The following is a 21,924-nucleotide window of genomic DNA, read 5'->3' as shown; positions in this document are numbered from 1 at the left end:
GAAAGAGGGAAGAATAAAAGAAAAAGCTTGGGGGATTTGTAGATGAATAAACAACAATGGACCATCATACTCGCATTTATTTTCGTATTAATTGTCTCAGTATTTGCTGTTATTAACGTGCGGCCTGTACAGGTAGACTACTTATTTGGAACGGCTGAATGGCCGCTGATCCTTGTCATTATCGGTTCTGTTCTTATGGGCGGACTCATTGTGGCTTTTGCGGGGATTTTCCAAATTGTGAAACTAAAACGTGAATTAAAAACATTAAAAGCTGAACATGCAGCCGCTAAAGCAAGCCCTGCTTCTTCTCATAAAAAGGCGGACAAAGACGTTCAAAAGAAAACGAATGTCACACCTTTAAAAGAACAGCCAGCGTCTTTTGACCGGAAGGAAAAATAATCTTCCAGTACAATTTCATAAAATAAAAATTGAAACCCCTCAGTCCACTCTAGTATAATAGTGTGGTTGAGGGGTGAATTTATGTTATTATCCAAAATGCGTTGGGAATATGAACATCCTAGCGAAGAAAAAGTGAAATCACTCTCTGAAAATCTGAATATTTCAGCGCTGACTGCATCACTTCTTGTACAAAGAGGGCTCGAAGAAGTAGAAGAAGCGAGGTCTTTTTTATTTGATCAAAAAGCCGAATTTCATGATCCATTCTTATTAAAAGGAATGAAAGAAGCAGTAGAGCGCATCAACAAAGCGATCGAAGAGCAGGAATCGATTGTGATCTTCGGAGATTATGATGCAGATGGTGTGACAAGTACGTCTGTACTTTTACATACACTTAAAGAACGATCTGCGAAGGTAGACTTTTATATTCCAGATCGATTTAAAGAAGGATATGGGCCAAACGAACAGGCTTTCCGATATATCAAAGAGCAAGGAGCATCGCTTGTTATCACCGTGGATACAGGGATCGCTGCTGTAAATGAAGCACGTATTGCAAAAGAAATAGGATTAGACCTGATCATCACAGATCACCATGAACCAAGCGAGGAACTGCCTGAGGCACTTGCAATTGTACATCCTAAGCAGCCTGGGTGTGAGTATCCGTTTAAAGAGCTGGCGGGTGTCGGTGTTGCGTTTAAAGTGGCACATGCACTCCTCGGTAAACTCCCAGTAGAATTATTAGATCTTGCTGCAATCGGTACAATTGCGGATCTTGTCCCGCTGCATGATGAAAATAGATGGATTGCCAAAAAAGGTCTTCTGCAGCTTCGTCAATCTAGACGGCTTGGGTTAAAAGCGTTATTAAAAGAAGCAGGCGCCACTCTTGAAGAAGCAAATGAGGAAACGGTCGGCTTTCAAATTGCGCCAAGGCTGAATGCTGTTGGACGAATTGAGCAGGCAGATCCGGCTGTTCATCTTCTCATGACTGAGGATATGGATGAAGCAGAAGAACTCGCTCGTTTTGTACAAGAATTGAACAAAGAACGGCAGAAAATTGTGAGTACGATCACGGAAGAAGCCATTCAAATGGTTGAAGAGACAGGCGCTGACCAGTCTGCTATCGTCGTAGCAAAAGCTGGCTGGAATCCAGGCGTTGTCGGCATTGTTGCCTCAAAATTGACGGATACATTTTCTCGTCCGGCGATTGTGCTTGGAATAGATGAAGAAACGCAGATGGCGAAAGGGTCAGCTCGAAGTATTCCTGGTTTTGATTTATTTTTCCATTTGAGCAAGTGCCGTGACATCCTGCCGCATTTCGGTGGACACCCGATGGCAGCAGGAATGACACTTCAAGCGGATGATGTTCCTTTACTTAGGGAAAGATTGAATCAATATGCAAATGAAACATTGACAGAAGAAGATTTCATTCCAATTCAACGGGTCGATGCAGTATGTAAAGTGGACGAAATGACGGTGCAAGCCATTGAAGAAGTGGGACTGCTGTCCCCGTTTGGCATGCAGAATCCTAAGCCGTTCATTATGATTGAAGACGCCCAGCTTGAAGACATCCGAACGATCGGGGCCAATCAAAATCACATTAAAATGTCACTAAAAGACGAAGACAAGCTGCTCGACTGTGTCGGTTTTCACCAAGGCAAGCTAAAAGAAGAACTTGTCCCAGGGAGTCAAATCTCTGTCGTTGGCGAGGTCTCGATTAATGAATGGAATAACCGAAAGAAACCTCAGCTCATGCTAAAAGACGCTAGAGTCGATGAATGGCAGCTGTTTGATTTACGCGGGAAAAAAGATTGGGAAAAGAAAGTATCAACACTTGATCCAGCAAAAACAATGGTCTTCTGTTTTGACGAAGAAACAAAAAAGCAATCGGAGCTGGTGGATATTCCGATTCACCTTATTGATGCAGAAAATGTATCCACGTTTGATGTGCAGGAAAAGTATGTGATCTTTGCCGATGTTCCTGCCGATGAACACTTGCTCAAGCTGCTTTTAGAAAATCAACAACCAGCAAGAATTTATACGGTGTTTCAGCGGAAAGAAGATCACTTTATGTCCTCATTCCCGAGCCGTGATCAATTCAAATGGTTTTATGGGTTCTTGTTCAAACGGGGAAGTTTTCCTATTAAAGAACAAGGCATGGAGCTTGCCAAACATAGAGGTTGGACAAAAGATACAATCATTTTTATGACAAAGGTGTTTTTTGAACTCGGTTTTGTTAAAATAGAGAATGGTGTGCTGTCAATAGTGCGTGATGCCCCTAAAAAAGATTTAACCGCATCATCGTCTTATACAGCAAAACAACGATTGATGGAACTCGATCAAACACTAACATATTCTTCAGCCAAAGAGCTGAAGGAATGGCTGAATAGCATGATGAGCGAAGTCTCACCTGTGCTTTGACGTACGAGGAGGAAAAGGAAAAGATGGATTTAAAACAATATGTGACAGTTGTACCTGACTACCCAAAGGAAGGTGTACAATTTAAAGATATTACAACGTTAATGGATAAAGGCGAAGTGTACCGTTATGCAACGGATCAAATCGTTGAATACGCGAAGGAAAGAGACATTGATCTCATTGTTGGACCTGAAGCGCGTGGATTCATTATTGGCTGCCCTGTAGCATACGCACTTGGTGTAGGTTTTGCCCCAGTTCGTAAAGAAGGAAAGCTTCCTCGTGAAGTCATCAAAGTCGATTACGGTTTGGAATACGGTAAAGATGTATTAACGATTCATAAAGATGCAATTCGTCCTGGTCAGCGTGTACTGATCACAGATGATTTGCTTGCGACAGGTGGAACGATTGAAGCGTCCATCAAGCTGGTTGAGGAATTAGGCGGCGTTGTGGCAGGGATTGCATTTTTAATTGAGCTGACGTATCTTGATGGTAGAAAGAAGCTTGACGGTTACGACATCTTGACGTTAATGCAATACTAATGGAGTTTTACGCAAAAAGCACTCAGTAAGAAGGGTGCTTTTTTCCTATCAAAAATCTTTTAGCGGACTTCTTCTCTTTACATCTATCGAATTTTTCTTGATAATAAACTACAATACAGTTTTCATTTAAAAAGGTGATTCCATGGCGAACGAACAAGTTTTAACGGCGCAGCAGGTCATTGATAAGGCAAGAGAATACCTGTCCGCTGAACATATTCAATTTATAGAGCGTGCATACGAATATGCTGAAAATGCTCACAAGGAACAATACCGGAAATCCGGTGAGCCCTATATTATCCATCCTATTCAAGTGGCGGGAATTCTTGTTGATCTTGAAATGGACCCTTCGACCATTGCAGGCGGCTTCTTGCATGATGTTGTCGAAGACACGGATGTGACATTAGAAGATTTAAAAGAGCATTTTAACGAAGAAGTGGCCATGCTTGTTGATGGTGTGACAAAGCTCGGAAAGATTAAATATAAATCACAAGAAGAACAACAGGCTGAAAACCATCGTAAAATGTTTGTTGCAATGGCGCAGGATATACGCGTCATCTTAATTAAGCTGGCAGACCGTCTTCACAATATGAGAACACTCAAACATCTTCCGCAGGAAAAGCAGCGAAGAATTTCAAATGAAACCCTTGAGATCTTTGCACCGCTTGCGCACAGATTAGGGATTTCAAAGATTAAGTGGGAGCTTGAAGATACAGCCCTCCGCTATTTAAATCCGCAGCAATACTACCGGATTGTGAATCTCATGAAGCGTAAACGAGCGGAACGTGAAGAATACTTGGACGAGGTTGTCAATGAAGTGAAAGACCGCGTGTCTGAGGTGAACATTAAGGCTGAATTCTCCGGCAGACCGAAACATATTTATAGTATTTATCGCAAAATGGTCATGCAAAATAAGCAGTTTAATGAAATATATGATTTGCTGGCTGTACGTATTTTGGTTGACAGCATTAAAGACTGCTATGCGGTACTTGGTATTATTCATACGTGCTGGAAGCCGATGCCAGGCAGATTTAAGGATTATATTGCGATGCCAAAGCCGAACATGTATCAGTCTCTTCATACAACGGTGATTGGTCCAAAAGGGGACCCGCTTGAAGTTCAGATTCGTACAGTGGAAATGCACGAAATTGCGGAATACGGAATTGCCGCACACTGGGCGTATAAAGAAGGCAAAGAGTCAGCAGAATCGACGGAAGAAGCCGTTTTCCAGAAGAAGCTGTCTTGGTTTAGAGAAATCCTTGAATTCCAAAATGAATCCACAGATGCGGAAGAATTTATGGAATCGTTAAAAATTGATCTTTTCTCTGATATGGTGTTTGTATTTACACCAAAAGGAGACGTCATAGAGCTGCCGTCTGGTTCTGTTCCAATTGATTTCTCATACCGGATTCATTCGGAAATTGGGAATAAAACAATCGGAGCCAAGGTCAACGGTAAAATGGTCACACTTGATCATAAGCTAAAAACAGGTGACATTATTGAAATTCTGACATCTAAGCATAGCTATGGACCAAGCCAGGATTGGGTCAAACTTGCCCAAACCTCCCAAGCGAAGCACAAGATCAGACAGTTTTTCAAGAAACAGCGCCGTGAAGAAAATGTCGAAAAAGGCCGAGAACTTGTGGAGAAAGAAATCAAAAACCTTGAGTTCGATGTCAAAGACATTTTGACCGCTGAAAATCTGCAAAAAGTGGCCGATAAGTTTAATTTCTCAAATGAAGAGGACATGTATGCAGCTGTCGGTTATAACGGAATTACGGCACTCCAAGTGGCGAATCGTTTAACGGAAAAAGAAAGAAAACAAAGAGATCAGGAAGAACAAGAGAAAACCGTTCAAGAAGTGTCTGTAGAGTCAAAACCATATCACGGGAAAAAACGGGAAGCTGGCGTGCGAGTGAAAGGCATTGATAACTTGCTTGTCCGTTTATCTAAGTGTTGTAATCCAGTTCCTGGTGATAGCATTGTTGGCTTTATTACAAAAGGCCGTGGCGTATCTGTTCACCGTGATGACTGTCCGAACGTGAAGACAGGAGAAGCGCAGGAACGGTTAATCCCGGTTGAGTGGGAGCATGAACAGCCTGCTCGAAACCGTAAAGAATACAATGTGGAAATTGAAATATTAGGATATGACAGGCGCGGCTTACTTAATGAAGTGCTTCAAGCAGTCAACGAAACCAAAACGAACATCTCCTCTGTTTCTGGGAAGTCTGATCGTAACAAAGTGGCGACGATCCATATGGCGATCTTTATCCAAAATATTAACCATTTGCACAAAGTGGTAGAACGCATTAAACAAATCAAAGACATTTACTCTGTTCGCCGATTCATGAATTAGAAAGGAAGTATATCGTCTATGAGGCTTGTTGTTCAGCGTGTGACGAGTGCATCTGTGAAAGTAGAAGAAGAGATCACAGGTGCCATCAATGAAGGCTATATGGTGCTCGTTGGGGTTACACATGAAGACACAGAAGAAGATGTGCATTACTTAGCTGAAAAGCTCGCACACTTGCGTATTTTTGAAGATGAAAACGGGAAAATGAATCATTCTTTGTTAGATGTAAAAGGAAGTGTACTGTCTGTGTCTCAATTTACCCTTTATGGTGATACGAGAAAAGGCAGACGGCCGAACTTTATGAAAGCTGCCAAACCGGATGTGGCGAATTCACTTTACGAATGCTTCAATGAAACGCTTAGAGAAAAAGGCATCCATGTTGAAACAGGACGTTTTGGGGCGATGATGGACGTCTCATTGACCAATTCGGGGCCTGTCACCATGTTGATGGACAGCAAAGAATAGAAAGACATTAGACTGTAGATAAACTCTTGCTGAGAGTTTGTTTAGAGTCTTTTTCTTTTGCGATCAAACAAAAAAGAGGCGCAGCGGCCTCTTTTTTCTATCGGAAATATTGTTTTAATCCTTCTGTCATTCCTTCTGTCACTCGTTCTTGGTAAGAGGCGCTATAAATGATCGCTTCTTCTTGAGGATTGCTTAAATAGCCGAGTTCATATAAAAGGGAAGGGCGCTTGTTTTCTCTTAAAACAAAATAATCTCCAAATTTGACTCCTTTATCAGGGATCTGTGATCGTTTTGCGACTTCCGTATGAACGCTTGTCGCCAGGCTTTGATCTTTGGATGCCTGATAATAATATGCGGTGCTCCCTCTGATACTTGGGTCCATAAAACTATCATAATGAAGACTAATAAATGCATCTGCATTTCGGTAATGTGAAGTGGCAACCCTCGATTGAAGGCTGATGAATGTATCATCACTTCTTGTTAAATAGACATTTGCTCCAGAAGCTCTTAACTTACCCGCCAGCAAATGAGCGGTTTTGATCGTGATATTCTTTTCAAATGCACCGTCTGCGCCGATCGTGCCGCTGTCTTTTCCGCCATGCCCAGGATCAAGAACAATTGTTTTGCCTTTTAAAGATCCAGTGCTAGACGATGAATCCTGCTGAGGTCTTGGTGCTTCGCTGCTATTTTTCTTTGTTTGAACGACCCAGCTCGCCACGTAGCCTGTTCCGCCGTTTGATAATGTCACCTCGTACCAGTCACCTTGTGTACGAACAATTTGATAAGCAGCTCCTTTTGTTGCTCTTTCTGCAATTCCAGCAGAGGTAGAAGCGCTTTTTCTAATATTCGTTCCATCATAAACGATGTACGCTTTCTGATGAGATGACGAAGAGGAAGAATTCTTTTCAGGTGCTGCACTTGTTCCTTGGTTTGAGACAATATAATAACTTGCAACCCAGCCTTTAACGCCTTTTGCTTCGATTTCATACCAGCCATTTTGCTCCCGTAAAATGGTGACTTGAGTGTTGCGGGAAAGTGAAGCGGCCACTTGTGCGTTTGGTGCCGCCGATTTTCGAACATTCAAGCTTGATACGCCAACTGTGCCGGACTGTTTAGAACGAGCGGGCTCAGCTGAACTGGATGAAGAAGCGTTTTGTCCGCCAGAAATATAATCAGAGTGGACCCAGCCTTCCGCTTGTTTGTACGATATTTTTGTCCATTCGCCGCTTGTGTCCAGCTTTTTAGCGGAAGCGCCCTGCGGAAAAGTGCCAATGACTTGATAGGAAGTCCCTGGGCCTGTCCGAATGCGAAGGTCGGAGGCTGTTGACGTAATCGAACTGCTTCCTTGCGTACTTTGACCTTGCGTCTTTTGCTTAGCAGGCTTTTGTGCATCAGATGACTTAGTAATCAGCCATGAGACGACCCAGCCTTTTTGTCCGTTCGATAGCCCGATCTGTACCCATTCTCCTTGTTCAGTGAGAATCGGGTAGCTTTCTCCTCGTTTCACAACTGCTGCGATCCCGTAGCTTAAACCAGGTCCGGTTCGCACATTGATTTCATCTGTTGCAACGACAGCTCGATCTGTTTGAGCCGTCGCATGTGTCATTGGCCAAGTGCTGGCAATGAGGACAAAACAGGTGAGCAGCAACATCATGTGATGGTGTGTTTTCAGATTCAAAACGGTGTTTTCCCCTCCCTTGTAAAACCGATGAATGTTAATTCGTTATGTAATGGATGAATTCCTTGCGGTTTCCCTAATAAAAATGAATCAATCTGTTTATACTAGATAAAAATGTGATAAAAGGATGTACAAACATGAGATTAAGCAGAAAATTAGGACGAGTGCAATATAATGGACATCGTGATATCGATCGCTGGCAGCACGACGAAATGGATCAACCAGGCTTCCTTGAAGAAACGGCATCTGAGTACGGATGCACGTCAAAAGAAGAGCTGGAAAAGAAAAAGAGACACGGCAAGGGTTGACAGAGTGGCAGCACCGACCTTATTATAATATAAATCAACACACTTGAAAATTTAAAATGTGGAACTGATGATAGAGAATAGTAGGGTAAATTGCGTGAGCAGAGAGGAATCGCCTTAGGCTGAAAGCGAATCCGCATGGCATTTATCACGAAAGAACACTCTGTAGGTTTCCTGCTGAACACTCAAAAAATGAGTCATTAGGCGGAGAACGTGAATCTGCGTTAAGGATTTGAGCGGGAACATGGCTAGATCATGTTCCAACTAGGGTGGCACCACGGGTATAACTCTCGTCCCTACTATACACATAGTAGAGGCGGGGGTTTTTTATATGTCCACATAAAAAATGAATGATGGTCGTAGGAGGACGAAAAATGAGTTTTAATATTCCAAGAGGCACACAGGATATTTTACCGGGAGAATCAGAACGCTGGCAGTATGTTGAACAAATTGCGAGAGATACATGTGCAGCCTTTCAATACAAAGAAATCCGCACACCGATTTTTGAGCATACGGAACTGTTTGCACGAGGAGTAGGCGAGTCAACAGATATCGTTCAAAAAGAGATGTACACATTTGAAGACAAAAAAGGACGTAGCATCACACTTCGCCCAGAAGGAACAGCTTCAACTGTCCGTTCTTATGTTGAAAATAAACTGTTTGCACAGCCTGCACAGCCTACAAAGCTGTACTACATTGGACCAATGTTCCGCTATGAGCGTCCGCAAACGGGAAGATATCGTCAATTTTATCAATTCGGAATTGAAGCGATCGGTTCAAAAGATCCTGCCATTGATGCAGAGGTCATTTCATTAGCGATGAGTGTGTATGAGAAAGCGGGTCTTTCCAACTTAAAACTCGTCATTAACAGCCTTGGTGACAAAGAAAGCCGTGCAGATTACCGTCAAGCACTTGTCGAGCACTTTGAACCAAGAATTGATGAATTCTGTCATGACTGCCAAATTCGTTTGCATCAAAATCCATTGCGTATTCTTGATTGTAAAAAGGACCGCGACCACGAACTGATGGCAACGGCACCATCCATTCAAGATTACTTAAATGAAGAATCACGGACTTATTTTGAAAAAGTAAAACAGTACTTAACCGATCTAGGCATTGAATATGTCGTCGATCCGAACTTAGTGCGCGGTCTTGATTATTACAATCACACTGCCTTTGAGATTATGAGTAATGCAGAAGGCTTTGGCGCGATCACAACATTAGCCGGCGGCGGCCGTTATGATGGACTCGTTGAAGGAATTGGCGGTCCTGAATCACCAGGTATCGGCTTTGCGATGAGTATTGAACGTTTCCTATCAGCGATTGATGCAGAGAAGATTGAGCTTCCTGTTCAAGACGGCATTGATTTATATATTGCGGCATTAGGAGATCAAGCAAAAGATTATGCTGTTGGCTTATTGAATCGCCTAAGAAAAGAAGGCATTTCAAGTGAAATGGACTATACAGGGAAAAAGCTAAAAGCACAATTTAAAGCCGCAGACCGCTCGAAAGCCAAGTTTATTGCAGTTCTTGGTGAAGATGAGCTGGCGCAGCAAATTGTAAATGTAAAAGATACGACAACGGGTGAACAAATTGAAGTGAAGCTTGATGAGCTGATTCAAATGATGAAAGCCCACCAGAAAGCGTAAAGAAGGAGTGGAATGTTTGTGTTTGGTAGAACTTTTTATTGTGGAGAAGTAACAGAAGACCAAATCGGTCAAACAGTTGTATTAAAAGGATGGGTACAAAAACGTCGTGACCTTGGTGGATTAATCTTTATTGACCTGCGTGATCGTACAGGCATTGTGCAAGTTGTCTTTCATCCAGACCAATCAAAAGAGGCTCTTGAGACAGCAGAATCGATTCGGAATGAATATGTCCTTGATATTAAAGGGACAGTGGTCGCAAGAGAAGAAGCCACGATCAACCCAAATTTAAAAACAGGCAAAATTGAAATTCAAGTCGACACGGTCACTGTTTTAAATGAAGCCAAGACGCCTCCATTTGTGATTTCTGATCAAGCAGATGAGGTATCAGAAGATGTGCGCTTAAAATACCGCTACCTAGATCTTCGCCGCCCTGCGATGTTTGAAACGATGAAAATGCGACATGAAGTCACAAAAGCATTCCGCCATTTCTTAGATGATCACGGCTTTCTAGACATTGAAACGCCAATTTTAACAAAAAGTACGCCAGAAGGTGCTCGTGACTATCTTGTGCCAAGCCGTGTACACGAAGGAGAATTCTATGCGCTGCCGCAGTCTCCGCAATTATTTAAGCAAATGCTCATGGTGTCTGGGATGGACCGCTACTATCAAATCGCTCGCTGCTTTAGAGATGAAGACTTACGTGCTGACCGTCAGCCGGAATTTACACAAGTCGATATTGAAATGTCCTTTATGAGCCAAGAAGACATCATGACGCTTGCTGAAGAGATGATGGCAAAGGTGATGAAAGATGTCAAAGGTGTTGACCTGACATTGCCATTACCTCGTATGACGTATGATGAAGCGATGAATTCCTATGGTTCTGACAAGCCAGATACCCGATTTGACATGAAGCTTGTCAACATTTCAGACACGGTAAAAGACTCAGATTTCAAAGTCTTCAGCGGTGCTGTAAACAATGGTGGAGCTGTCAAAGCGATTAATGTCAAAGGGGCTGCAGCAAACTACTCAAGAAAAGACATCGATGCACTTGGTGCATTTGCAGCGAACTATGGTGCAAAAGGTCTTGCTTGGCTAAAAGCTGAAGGGACAGAGTTAAAAGGACCAATCGCTAAATTCTTTGATGAGTCAAAACAAGCAGAATTAAAAGAACAGCTTCAAGTTGAAGAAGGCGACCTTTTACTCTTTGTTGCAGATAAGACGTCTGTTGTCCATGATGCGCTTGGCGCACTTCGCTTAAAACTTGGCAAAGAGCTTAAACTCATCGATGAGTCTGTCTTCAATTTCTTATGGGTTGTCGATTGGCCGCTGCTTGAAAAAGATGAAGAAGAAGGCCGCTTCTATGCTGCCCACCATCCTTTCACAATGCCAGTTCGTGATGATCTTGAATTAATTGAAACAAGTCCAGAAGATATGAAAGCTCAAGCGTATGATCTTGTGCTGAACGGCTATGAGCTTGGCGGAGGTTCTATTCGTATTTTTGAAAAGGACATTCAAGAGAAAATGTTTGGTTTACTTGGCTTTTCTAAAGAAGAAGCGTACGATCAGTTCGGCTTCCTTCTTGATGCATTTGAGCATGGTGTGCCTCCGCACGGCGGAATTGCGCTTGGACTTGACCGCTTAGTGATGCTGCTTGCCGGCCGATCTAACCTAAGAGATACCATTGCGTTCCCGAAAACGGCAAGTGCAAGCTGTGTTCTCACAGATGCTCCTGGCACTGTAAGCGAAGCGCAGCTAGATGAACTGAGTTTGGCGATTAAAACAAAAGTAAAACAGTAAAATAGGCGCATGTTTATAGGCATGTAAACGCTTGAAAAAGGGACATGCCTATGATATGCTTTCATCAACCAATAAATAAAGTCCTGATACGTACGGTGGTTACCTAGTTTTGACCGAACATTTTTTTCTACGGGAGCTTGCCTTTCCTTTCTGCATAAATGCCTCTTCTGAGGACTTATAAAGTGAGGAAGAAAGCACCCACCTGCATGGTGCGGGGTTCAAAACGAAGGAAAAGCTGGCGGCGTGATCGGGACTTTTTTGTGTTTTTTTCTATTTGAGAAGGATGACGGAGAACGCTGAATATGATATGATTCTTTCGATTCATTTTAAATAAAGGTGGAGTGAGGCACTTGTTACATCAGTTTTCAAGAAACGAGCTTGCCATTGGCAAGGAAGGCTTAAATATATTAAAAAACAGTACAGTTGCAGTGCTTGGAGTAGGCGGCGTAGGTTCTTTTGCAGTAGAAGCCCTTGCTCGTTCAGGTGTTGGCCGTATTGTTCTTGTTGATAAAGATGATATTGATATTACAAATGTAAATAGGCAGCTACCAGCTTTGCTATCAACGGTTGGTCAGCCTAAAGTTGACTTAATGCAGGCAAGAATTGCTGACATCAACCCAGAATGTGAAGTTGTTGCGCTCAAAATGTTCTATACAGAAGAAACATATGAACAATTCTTTGAGTATCCACTTGATTATGTTATTGATGCATCAGATACAATTCATTATAAAATTCATTTAATGAAAGAGTGCCTGAAACGCGATGTGAACATTATTTCGAGTATGGGTGCTGCAAATAAAACAGATCCGACACGTTTTAAAATTGATGACATCTCGAAAACACATACAGACCCAATTGCGAAAGTCGTCAGAACACGCCTGCGGAAGGAAGGCATTCGTAAGGGAATTGAAGTTATTTTCTCTGATGAAAGTCCGATTGTCATTCGTGAAGATGTGAGAAAAGAAGTTGGAAATGATGAAGCGAAAATTCGTAAGGCGCAAATGCCGCCTTCATCCAATGCGTTTGTTCCATCTGTGGCTGGACTGATCATGGGTGGTCATGTCATTATGAAACTGTTAAAAGATATTCCGATTACACGTGTGAAAGATAAATAAACAGCCCGCCTGCTTAGAGCAGGGGGCTTTTTTTATTTTTGCCGTCTTAAATTTTCATACACTTGCTTTAGTGCACCTTCAAATTTTCCAGTTTGCTTTGGTTCATAATATTGTTTGTTTTTCAGCGGATCAGGTAAATATTGCTGCTTCACCCAGCCATTTTCATAATCGTGCGGATATAAGTAATCGGCGCCCCTTCCAAGTGCTGCTGCTCCTTTATAGTGGGCATCTTTTAAATGAACGGGAATTTCACCAATTTTCCCCGTGCGAATATCATGCAGTGCCGCATCAATCGCTTGGTAAGCGGAGTTTGACTTTGGAGAAAGACACAGTTCAATCACGGCATTAGCGAGTGGAATTCGTGCTTCTGGGAAACCAACTCTCTCAGCTGTTTGAACAGCGCTTAACACACGTGGCCCTGCCTGCGGGCTGGCTAAGCCAATATCTTCATAAGCCATCACAAGTAATCGTCTCGAAATGCTTTCAAGGTCTCCCGCTTCAATGAGTCTTGCAAGGTAATGAAGTGCCGCATCTGCGTCAGACCCTCTAATGGATTTTTGAAAAGCCGAGAGGACATCATAATGGGCATCACCGTTTTTATCATGCGAGAAGCTCTTTTTTTGTAAACATTCTTCTGCTGCAGCTAGAGTGATCGTGATCTGTCCAGATTCATCCGATTTTGTCGATAAAACGGCTAGTTCAAGCGCATTTAAAGCGGAACGCACATCTCCTCCGCATCCATTTGCAAAATGATTCATTGCCTCCTCATCAACTTTGACCGAATAACCGCCAAGCCCGCGATGTTCATCCTGTAAAGCTCGAGATAATGCAGCTTTGATTTGTTCTGTTTCCAGCGGCTTCAGCTCAAATATTTGTGTCCGGCTACGGATGGCTGGGTTAATCGCATGATACGGATTAGCTGTTGTCGCGCCAATTAAAATAATCATGCCATTTTCTAAATACGGAAGAAGGAAATCCTGCTTCCCTTTATCGAGTCTGTGGACTTCGTCTAAAATCAAGATGACTTGACCACTCATTTTCGCTTCAGCGGCGACAGCTTCCATATCTTTTTTGTTATGAATCACCGCATTCAATGTACGGAAGGCAATGCTTGTACTGCCAGCGATTGCAGTGGCAATGGATGTTTTGCCGATTCCCGGCGGTCCGTATAAAATCATCGAGGACAAATGTTTTGCCTCGACCATTCGTCTAATAATTTGACCTTCTCCAACGAGATGCTCCTGCCCAATAATGTCTCCAATATGACTTGGGCGCATCCGATACGCTAAAGGTTTCATGATTATCTCTCCTAAAGCAATGTCTTGTTTGTATAGAGTACCGAAATTTCTTCAAATAGAAAAGGGATGCGTCCTCGTTTTGAGCTCAGAACCCGCAAATGAAAGTTGGCTAAAAGTATGATATAATTGCTTTTGGTCTATATAAGCGTATATGAAATCAGAAAAATAATTGATGACATAGAAATAGAAAACGCAGAGGTGTTTAACTTGAAAATTTCTACTAAAGGCAGATATGGTCTGACGATCATGATCGAATTAGCCAAAAAACATGGCGAAGGCCCTACATCATTAAAATCAATCGCTCAAAACAATGATTTGTCTGAGCATTATTTAGAGCAGCTTGTATCACCACTTCGCAATGCACGTCTTGTGAAAAGTATCCGTGGAGCGTATGGCGGCTATGTGCTTGCCCATGAGCCAAACGAGATTACAGCCGGTGATATTATTCGAGTATTAGAAGGACCTATTAGTCCTGTAGAAGTGATCGAAAACGAAGAGCCAGCAAAGCGTGCACTTTGGATTCGTATTCGTGATGCAGTAAAAGACGTACTAGACAATACAACTCTTGAAGACTTGGCAAGCTATAAAGATGACGAGGATCAAGAGGCGTATATGTTCTATATTTAGATCAGAGGTGTACCGGAAATGGAACGTATCTATTTAGATCATGCAGCCACAACGCCGATGGATCAGCGAATTGTGGACAAGATGATGCCCTACTTTACAGAGATATTTGGCAATCCCTCTAGTATTCATTCATATGGGCGCGAGGCAAGAAAGTGGCTCGATGAAGCAAGGGAAGTCATTGCAGGAGAATTACACTGTAAGCAGCAGGAGATCATCCTCACAAGCGGGGGAACAGAGGCAGACAACTTGGCCATTACAGGTGTTGCAATGGCAAGGCAGCATGAAGGAAAACATATCATCACAACAAAAACTGAGCATCATGCAGTGCTGCATACATGCGAACGCTTAGAGAAGCTTGGTTTTGATGTGACGTATTTAGATGTGGATCACACTGGATTGATTCATCTTGATCAATTAAAACAAGCACTAAGAGACGATACAATTCTTGTGACCATCATGTATGGCAATAATGAAACGGGTGTGATTCAGAAAATCAAAGAAATTGGTCAACTTTTACACGAACACACTGCTTATTTTCATACAGACGCAGTACAGGCATTTGGGACAATATCAATTGATGTCACAGAACTTCATATCGACCTCTTATCTGCGTCCGGTCATAAACTAAATGGCCCTATGGGAACAGGCTTTTTATACGTCAATGAGCGTGTAAAACTTTCTCCGCAGCTATTCGGAGGAGAACAAGAAAGAAAACGCCGTGCTGGCACTGAAAATGTGGCGGGAATCATTGGGCTTGCAGAAGCAGTTCAATTAACAAAGCAAAATAGAAGAGAAAAAGCAGTGCATTATGGTAAGCTCAAAGAAGCGATGCTGCAAGTATTCGAAGAGGAATCACTCAATTTCTCTATCAATGGACACCCGAAAGAGACATTGCCGCATATTTTAAATGTCCACTTCCCGGGCGTTTCTATTGAATCGTTACTTGTGAACTTAGATATGGAAGGGATTGCTGTTTCAAGCGGGTCAGCATGTACGGCTGGATCTGTCCTTCCTTCGCACGTATTAAGCGCCATGTATGGTGAAGAAGCAAAAGAGCTGACATCCTCAGTCAGAATAAGCTTCGGTCTTGGAAATGAAGAGGAACATGTGAAGCAGGCGGCGCATAAGATAGCGGCTGTCGTGAAACGCCTAGCCAAATAAATGCTCCCTTTTGTTCGTGTGTGAAAAATGAAACAGCTAGGCACCTGAAGAACGAAACGCGCACGTTGTTTCATTGAAATTGGAGTTGATGAAGATGACAAAAAGACCTGAAGACACAAGAGTTGTGGTCGGTATGTCCGGAGGCGTCGATTCATCAGTTGCTGCGCTCATGTTAAAGGAGCAAGGCTATGATGTGATCGGCATATTTATGAAAAACTGGGATGACACAGATGAAAATGGTGTATGTACAGCAACGGAGGACTATGAGGATGTCATTCGTGTTTGTAACCAGATTGGAATCCCATATTATGCAGTGAATTTCGAGAAACAGTATTGGGACAAAGTGTTTCAATATTTTCTTGATGAATATAAAGCAGGCAGAACGCCGAACCCAGATGTCATGTGTAACAAAGAAATTAAGTTCAAAGCATTTCTTGAGCATGCATTGTCGCTTGGAGCGGATTATTTGGCAACAGGCCACTATGCCCGTGTCGACAGAACCGGCGATGAAGTCAAAATGCTAAGAGGTCTTGATACAAACAAAGACCAAACTTATTTCTTGAATCAGCTGACTCAAGAACAACTTGATAAAGTGTTGTTCCCAATCGGCGATTTAGAGAAAAAAAGAGTGCGTGAATTAGCGAAAGAAGCAGAGCTCGCAACAGCAACGAAAAAAGATTCTACGGGCATCTGCTTTATTGGGGAAAGAAACTTTAAAACGTTCCTTAGCCAATATTTGCCTGCACAGCCCGGTGTGATGCAGACAATGGACGGAGAAGTAAAAGGTGAACATGATGGACTCATGTATTACACGATCGGTCAACGCCAAGGACTTGGCATTGGCGGAAGCGGTGATCCGTGGTTCGTTGTTGGGAAGGACTTAGAGAAAAATATCTTATTTGTTGAACAAGGCTTCCACAATCCGCTTTTATACTCTGAAAGTATTTCAGCTGTTAACATCAGCTGGACTCGTCCTCATATTGTCGGCGAAAACGGTGAACTCACATGCACAGCAAAATTCCGATACCGTCAAGAAGACCATCATGTAAAAGTCAAAATGACAGGTGAGCAGGAAGCAATGGTGATCTTTGATGAACCCGTTCGTGCTGTCACTCCAGGACAAGCTGTTGTTTTTTATGATGGCGAAGAATGTCTTGGCGGCGGGACCATTGACGATGTCTTTAAAGATGGCCAAAAGCTGTCGTATGTGTAACATGTGTTAAAAACCTCAACGTCGCTGTTGAGGTTTTTTAATGAAAGGATGAAGAGAGCGAATGAATCATAACGAAATCGGTATTGAAGCTTTAAATCAAGGGAACATCGAACAGGCAGCTGAAGCTTTTACGAAAGCCATTGAAGAAAGCCCAAAGGACCCGGTTCCATATATTAACTTTGCGAATTTACTTTCAAGTGTTCATGAATTTGAACGTGCTTTGAACTTCTTTCAAAAAGCCATTGAACTTGATCATACAGCAGCTGCAGCCTATTACGGAGCAGGAAATGTCTACACGATGAAAGAAGACTTTATGAAAGCGAAAGACTATTTTGAGCAAGCGCTACAAGCTGGAATGGAAAACAGTGATTTGTTTTATATGTTAGGGCAGACACTGATGAAATTAGAGCAGCCGAAGCTTGCGATGCCTTATCTTCAGCGTGCAGTTGAGCTAAACGAAGAAGATAACGAAGCAAGATTTCAATTTGGTATGTGCTTAGCGAATGAACATCTGCTGGAGGAAGCGGTCGCAGTCTTTACTGAAGTGATTGCGCGAGATCCGCAGCATGCAGACGCCTTTTATAATGCAGGCGTTGCGTATGCGTATTTAGAAAAAAAAGATGAAGCGCTTGAAATGCTAGGAAAAGCCATTGACGTGCAGCCTGATCATATGCTTGCATTGCATGCGCAAAAGCTAATTCAAGAGGCAGAATAACCGGAAGGAGGGAAGACCTGTGCAGGAACATCCAGATCAAATGAAGCTTGAAGACGAACCGTTTTTAAAAGGGACGGTTCAAGCCGTTATTTTCCATAACGAAAGTAATTTATACTCGGTGTTAAAAGTAAAAGTCATTGAAACATCAGAGAATTTAGAGGAAAAAACAGCATCTGTCACAGGCTACTTCCCAGCGCTTCATGAGGAGGAAACCTACACCTTCTATGGCAAGGTCACAAGTCATCCGAAGTTTGGCGAGCAGTTTCAAGCCACTCATTTTCAAAAGGAAGTCCCTACAACAAAGCAAGGCATCATTCATTATCTCTCTAGTGACTTGTTTGAAGGGATTGGAAAAAAGACGGCGGAAGAAATCGTCGGCAAGCTTGGCAATCAGACGCTTCATCAAATTATGCGTGATCCGTCTGTTTTGTATGACGTCCCTCGCCTGTCAAAAAAGAAGGCAGATAAGCTGGCTGCCACACTTCAGGAGCATCAAGGGCTTGAGCAAATCATGATCAGCCTGAATCAATATGGCTTTGGTCCTCAGCTTAGCATGAAGATTTACCAAGCGTACGAGAGTGAAACGTTGCAGAAAATTGAAGAAAATCCTTATCAGCTCGTCAAAGACGTAGAGGGGATTGGATTTATTAAAGCAGATGAACTCGGCGCTAGAACAGGGATATCTGGAAATGATCCAGACCGCATTCGTGCAGCCCTTTTGTATACCGTTGAGACAGCAAGCCTGCAAGACGGTCATACGTACATACAAACGAAAGATCTGATCGTCGAAACCCGTAAACTACTGAATCAAACCGGCAATGACTACAAAGTGACTGAAATGGACGTTGCCAATCAGATTATTGCACTTGGTGAAGGGAAAGACATGATCATTGAAGATGAGCGCTGTTATCATCCGTCGCTCTTTTATGCGGAGCAAAGTGTGGCAAAACGCATTCAAAAAATTGTCGCTCAAACGGAATATGCAGATCAATTTCCTGAATCAGAATTTCTGCTTGCACTCGGTGAACTGGAGGAACGGCTTGGTGTCCAGTATGCACCAACCCAAAAAGAAGCCATTCAAAAGGCACTCATGTCTCCAATGCTGCTTTTAACAGGCGGACCGGGTACAGGGAAAACGACGGTCATTAAAGGGATTGTCGAGCTTTACAGCGATCTTCACGGCGTATCTCTTGACCCGGGTGATTATAAAAAGGATGAAGCATTTCCGTTCGTGCTTGCCGCACCAACTGGACGTGCTGCGAAACGAATGACAGAATCCACTGGACTTCCTGCTGTGACCATTCACCGGTTGCTAGGCTGGAATGGATCAGAAGGCTTCTCACATGATGAAGACCAGCCGATTGAAGGAAAGCTTGTTATCATTGATGAATCGAGTATGCTGGATATTTGGCTGGCGAACCATTTGTTTAAGGCGATCCCAGATCATATTCAAGTCATTATGGTTGGAGACGAACATCAACTTCCATCTGTCGGGCCTGGTCAAGTGTTAAGAGACCTGCTTGCGTCACAAGCTATACCGGCAGTTACATTAACTGATATTTACCGGCAGGCAGACGGTTCAACAATTGTTGAGCTTGCGCATGATATGAAAAATGGTGTTTTGCCAAAGGATATTACTGCACGCTCGAAGGATCGATCCTTTATTCAATGCTCTAGTGACCAAATGAAAGAAGTCATCGAGAAAGTGGTCAGTAATGCTGCTCAAAAGGGTTATTCAGCAAAGGACATTCAAGTGCTTGCCCCGATGTATAAAGGAAAAGCAGGCATTAATGAACTGAATAAAATGCTTCAGCAAATTCTGAATCCTAAAAAGCCAAAAGGAAGAGAAATTCCTTTTGGTGATGTCGTCTACCGGACAGGTGATAAGGTACTTCAGCTTGTCAATCAGCCCGAGAATAACATTTTTAATGGAGATATTGGCGAAATTGTCTCGATCTTTTATGCGAAAGAAAACACAGAAAAAGAAGATATGGCGGTCATCTCCTTTGATGGAAATGAAATCACGTTTACGAAAAAAGATTTTCATCAATTTACACACGCTTATTGTTGCTCAATTCATAAATCCCAGGGCAGTGAATTCCCAATCGTGGTGCTGCCAGTCGTGAGAAGTTATTATCGAATGCTTCGAAGAAATTTGCTCTACACGGCCATTACACGAAGTAAAAAGTTTTTAATTTTGTGCGGCGAGGAATCAGCATTAGAGTGGGGCGTGAAAAATAATGAAGACTCCCTCAGACAAACGTCTTTAACCATGCGTCTTACTGAAACGGAAGAAGTCATGGATGCTGAGCTAGCAGCCCTCCAAAAAGAACTTCCTTTCAGCGTACACGATGCCAATATTGGCATGGAGGGAATCACTCCGTTTGATTTTATGCAAGAGTAAATGGCTTCCATGGAAGCCATCATATTGTTAAACAAAGGGCTAAAATGAACTTGATTTTAGCCCTTTGTTTTTTTTTCAGCGTGAAAGAAAACCTTTGCAGCCCTAAGAAGGACGAGTACTGGCGTGGAGCGAATTTGTCATTCGTGAGCACCAGCACGCAGGACTGACAAAGAATGCGAGGGTTTGTCTACACGCTGATGGCTTCCTTCATGGAAGCCATTTCTTCGTATGAGTCATAGAGGAAACGCACACGATAAGACTGTTCCGAAAAGGTGGTTGATCACATTTTGAGAACATGTCGAGAGCTTGAAGGACTGACGATCTATACAGACGAGCTGTCTCATTCACTTGGGGCGATCAAAGATATTTGCTTTTTAGCCGGCGGCAGCTGCGGAGGATATGTATTAGATGGGAAAAAGAAAGACTGTGCTTTCATTCCATTCTCAGCTGGCGACAAACTGACAGACGAAGGTCTATATGTGAGCTGCCAGAAGGGAGTCGAAATAGATGCCTCCGCCCCATCCTTCTTCTTTTCGAAATTAAAAAAGAAAATGATCCATACGCCAGATGGTGAAACATTAGGTGTTTTGGAAGATGTATACTTTTGCATGAATTCGGGCACAATCGTAGCATATGAACTCTCGGACGGCTTCTTTACAGAGCTATCAGGGATTCGAAAGCAGCTGCATGCTGCCGGAACCTTGATGGACGTTCAAAAGGAAGCACTTGTTCTAAACCGAACGTAAAGAGGTGCTGAATATGCTCATTTGCCCAAATTGCAAATGTAAAGACATCGGAAAAATTGGGGTCAATCAATATTATTGCTGGGGCTGTTTTATTGAATTGACGCTGTCAAAAGGCAAAATATCTACTCACCAAGTGGAGGAAGACGGTACACTAAGCAGTTTAGACGACCTGTTTAGTGATGATGAACGTTCAATTCAACTATAAGTGTTAAGGGGGAATTTCGAATGGGCAAAATGACTTCTTCACTATTAACGCTTGGTGCAGGTGCACTCGCATATCACTTTGCAAGTCGATATGATATGCCATCTAAGCGGGATATGAAAAAGATGAGAAAACGAGTTATGCGAATGTTTTAAACAAAAAGGGACATCCACCATGAGCGGATGTCCTTTTTTTATGCCTGCCTGTACTCTAATCTCCGTGCAAGTAAGGACAAGCTGAAGTTAACAACAAAATACATCATGGCCGCCAAGAGGAAAATAGGAAGTAAATAAGATTGGCTTTGACCATTTAAAATCTGTGCGTGATGCAATAATTCTGGAAGGGCAATCACAACGGCAAGCGATGTATCTTTTAAAAGAGAAATAAATTGGCTGACAATCGGCGGTACCATTCGGCGTAACGCCTGTGGCATGATAATCATTTTTAACGTTTGAATATACGTTAAGCCAGAGGACCTGGCCGCTTCGATTTGTCCTTTATCAATTGATTTTAACCCACTGCGAATGATTTCTGACAGCATGGCGGATTCAAACACGGTTAAAGCCGCAATGGCAGAGGCGGTGATGCTCAGCTTAATACCGATTTCAGGCAGGGCGAAATACGTAAAAAAGATGATCAGCAAAAGCGGCAGGTTCCGGACGGTTTCAACAATGACCGCAAGCACCTTTGATAAAATAGGGATTTGTGCGAACCTCAATGTGCCAACGACTAATCCGATGATAAAGCTTAAAATGATGGAGATAAAAGCCACTTTTAAGGTGACAGCAAATCCTTCAAGTAAAAAGGCGAGATGATCGGGCTGGTAGGCACCTATAAAATCCATTGTGT

Annotated in this window: 20 protein-coding genes, 1 other RNA gene and 1 other annotated feature; of the genes, 18 read left to right on the top strand and 3 right to left on the bottom strand. The window is 42.7% G+C overall.

Annotated elements, in window-relative coordinates; translation table 11 throughout:
* Positions 1-42: 42 nt before the first annotated feature.
* The 5 genes from LCD34_RS03105 (at position 43) to dtd (ending at position 6,165) form a co-directional block, all read left to right on the top strand.
* Positions 43-399, top strand: coding sequence for a lipopolysaccharide assembly LapA domain-containing protein (locus LCD34_RS03105; RefSeq protein ID WP_017367707.1), 357 nt, complete (start codon positions 43-45; stop codon positions 397-399).
* Between the two features lie 81 nt (positions 400-480).
* Positions 481-2,814, top strand: a complete 2,334-nt coding sequence (gene recJ / locus LCD34_RS03100) for a single-stranded-DNA-specific exonuclease RecJ (RefSeq protein WP_224558503.1) — start codon at positions 481-483, stop codon at positions 2,812-2,814.
* Positions 2,815-2,837: 23 nt separating this feature from the next.
* Entirely contained in the window at positions 2,838-3,350 is a 513-nt protein-coding gene (locus LCD34_RS03095) for an adenine phosphoribosyltransferase (protein ID WP_008342729.1), read from the top strand.
* A gap of 142 nt (positions 3,351-3,492) precedes the next feature.
* Complete coding sequence (locus tag LCD34_RS03090; protein ID WP_008342726.1) at positions 3,493-5,703, top strand: RelA/SpoT family protein; 2,211 nt, start codon at positions 3,493-3,495, stop codon at positions 5,701-5,703.
* Positions 5,704-5,721: 18 nt separating this feature from the next.
* Entirely contained in the window at positions 5,722-6,165 is a 444-nt protein-coding gene (dtd, locus tag LCD34_RS03085; RefSeq protein WP_008342725.1) for a D-aminoacyl-tRNA deacylase, read from the top strand.
* 97 nt (positions 6,166-6,262) lie between these two features.
* On the opposite strand, the gene LCD34_RS03080 is transcribed toward dtd, so the two are convergent.
* A complete protein-coding gene (locus LCD34_RS03080) occupies positions 6,263-7,843 on the bottom strand; it encodes an SH3 domain-containing protein (RefSeq protein ID WP_224558502.1) in 1,581 nt (526 codons plus the stop codon).
* A 137-nt stretch (positions 7,844-7,980) separates the two neighbouring features.
* Here LCD34_RS03080 and LCD34_RS03075 point away from each other — a divergent pair, with 137 nt between their 5' ends.
* From LCD34_RS03075 to LCD34_RS03055, 5 genes are all read left to right on the top strand, one after another.
* Positions 7,981-8,151: a YrzK family protein gene (locus LCD34_RS03075; RefSeq protein ID WP_003216250.1), complete on the top strand. Its 171-nt coding sequence runs from the start codon at positions 7,981-7,983 to the stop codon at positions 8,149-8,151.
* A 58-nt stretch (positions 8,152-8,209) separates the two neighbouring features.
* Positions 8,210-8,449, top strand: a binding site (T-box leader).
* Between the two features lie 73 nt (positions 8,450-8,522).
* Positions 8,523-9,797 carry a histidine--tRNA ligase gene (hisS, locus tag LCD34_RS03070; protein WP_017358112.1) on the top strand — a complete coding sequence of 425 codons (1,275 nt, stop codon included), beginning with the start codon at positions 8,523-8,525 and terminating at the stop codon, positions 9,795-9,797.
* Positions 9,798-9,815: 18 nt separating this feature from the next.
* On the top strand, positions 9,816-11,594 hold the full coding sequence (gene aspS / locus LCD34_RS03065; protein ID WP_224558501.1) for an aspartate--tRNA ligase: 1,779 nt from the start codon (positions 9,816-9,818) through the stop codon (positions 11,592-11,594).
* A gap of 77 nt (positions 11,595-11,671) precedes the next feature.
* A non-coding RNA gene (ssrS, locus tag LCD34_RS03060) (6S RNA) lies at positions 11,672-11,852 on the top strand.
* Between the two features lie 92 nt (positions 11,853-11,944).
* A complete protein-coding gene (locus tag LCD34_RS03055; protein ID WP_008342718.1) occupies positions 11,945-12,709 on the top strand; it encodes a ThiF family adenylyltransferase in 765 nt (254 codons plus the stop codon).
* Positions 12,710-12,741: 32 nt separating this feature from the next.
* Here the strand turns inward: LCD34_RS03055 and LCD34_RS03050 are convergent, their stop codons facing one another.
* Positions 12,742-14,007 (bottom strand): replication-associated recombination protein A, encoded by a 1,266-nt coding sequence (locus tag LCD34_RS03050; protein WP_224558500.1) that lies wholly within the window; start codon positions 14,005-14,007, stop codon positions 12,742-12,744.
* Between the two features lie 207 nt (positions 14,008-14,214).
* Here LCD34_RS03050 and cymR point away from each other — a divergent pair, with 207 nt between their 5' ends.
* The 8 genes from cymR to LCD34_RS03010 all read left to right on the top strand — a co-directional run bounded on the left by cymR (position 14,215) and on the right by LCD34_RS03010 (position 21,230).
* Entirely contained in the window at positions 14,215-14,634 is a 420-nt protein-coding gene (gene cymR / locus LCD34_RS03045; RefSeq protein WP_008342713.1) for a cysteine metabolism transcriptional regulator CymR, read from the top strand.
* 18 nt (positions 14,635-14,652) lie between these two features.
* Positions 14,653-15,795: a cysteine desulfurase family protein gene (locus LCD34_RS03040; protein WP_224558499.1), complete on the top strand. Its 1,143-nt coding sequence runs from the start codon at positions 14,653-14,655 to the stop codon at positions 15,793-15,795.
* A gap of 94 nt (positions 15,796-15,889) precedes the next feature.
* Positions 15,890-17,008, top strand: a complete 1,119-nt coding sequence (gene mnmA, locus LCD34_RS03035) for a tRNA 2-thiouridine(34) synthase MnmA (protein WP_008342709.1) — start codon at positions 15,890-15,892, stop codon at positions 17,006-17,008.
* A gap of 61 nt (positions 17,009-17,069) precedes the next feature.
* Positions 17,070-17,723, top strand: coding sequence for a tetratricopeptide repeat protein (locus LCD34_RS03030; protein ID WP_048001807.1), 654 nt, complete (start codon positions 17,070-17,072; stop codon positions 17,721-17,723).
* Positions 17,724-17,742: 19 nt separating this feature from the next.
* A complete protein-coding gene (locus LCD34_RS03025) occupies positions 17,743-20,127 on the top strand; it encodes an ATP-dependent RecD-like DNA helicase (RefSeq protein ID WP_224558498.1) in 2,385 nt (794 codons plus the stop codon).
* A gap of 287 nt (positions 20,128-20,414) precedes the next feature.
* On the top strand, positions 20,415-20,873 hold the full coding sequence (locus LCD34_RS03020) for a PRC-barrel domain-containing protein (protein WP_224558497.1): 459 nt from the start codon (positions 20,415-20,417) through the stop codon (positions 20,871-20,873).
* A 13-nt stretch (positions 20,874-20,886) separates the two neighbouring features.
* Positions 20,887-21,078: a hypothetical protein gene (locus LCD34_RS03015; RefSeq protein ID WP_003216308.1), complete on the top strand. Its 192-nt coding sequence runs from the start codon at positions 20,887-20,889 to the stop codon at positions 21,076-21,078.
* 20 nt (positions 21,079-21,098) lie between these two features.
* Positions 21,099-21,230 carry a YrzQ family protein gene (locus LCD34_RS03010; protein ID WP_008362324.1) on the top strand — a complete coding sequence of 44 codons (132 nt, stop codon included), beginning with the start codon at positions 21,099-21,101 and terminating at the stop codon, positions 21,228-21,230.
* A gap of 38 nt (positions 21,231-21,268) precedes the next feature.
* Here the strand turns inward: LCD34_RS03010 and LCD34_RS03005 are convergent, their stop codons facing one another.
* Positions 21,269-21,919, bottom strand: a complete 651-nt coding sequence (locus tag LCD34_RS03005; protein ID WP_017367699.1) for an amino acid ABC transporter permease — start codon at positions 21,917-21,919, stop codon at positions 21,269-21,271.
* Positions 21,920-21,924: the final 5 nt, after the last annotated feature.

Source organism: Bacillus sp. RAR_M1_44, assembly GCF_020165935.1.
Lineage (GTDB): Bacteria > Bacillota > Bacilli > Bacillales > Bacillaceae > Bacillus > Bacillus altitudinis.
This window is presented reverse-complemented; position numbering and strand designations above follow the sequence as displayed.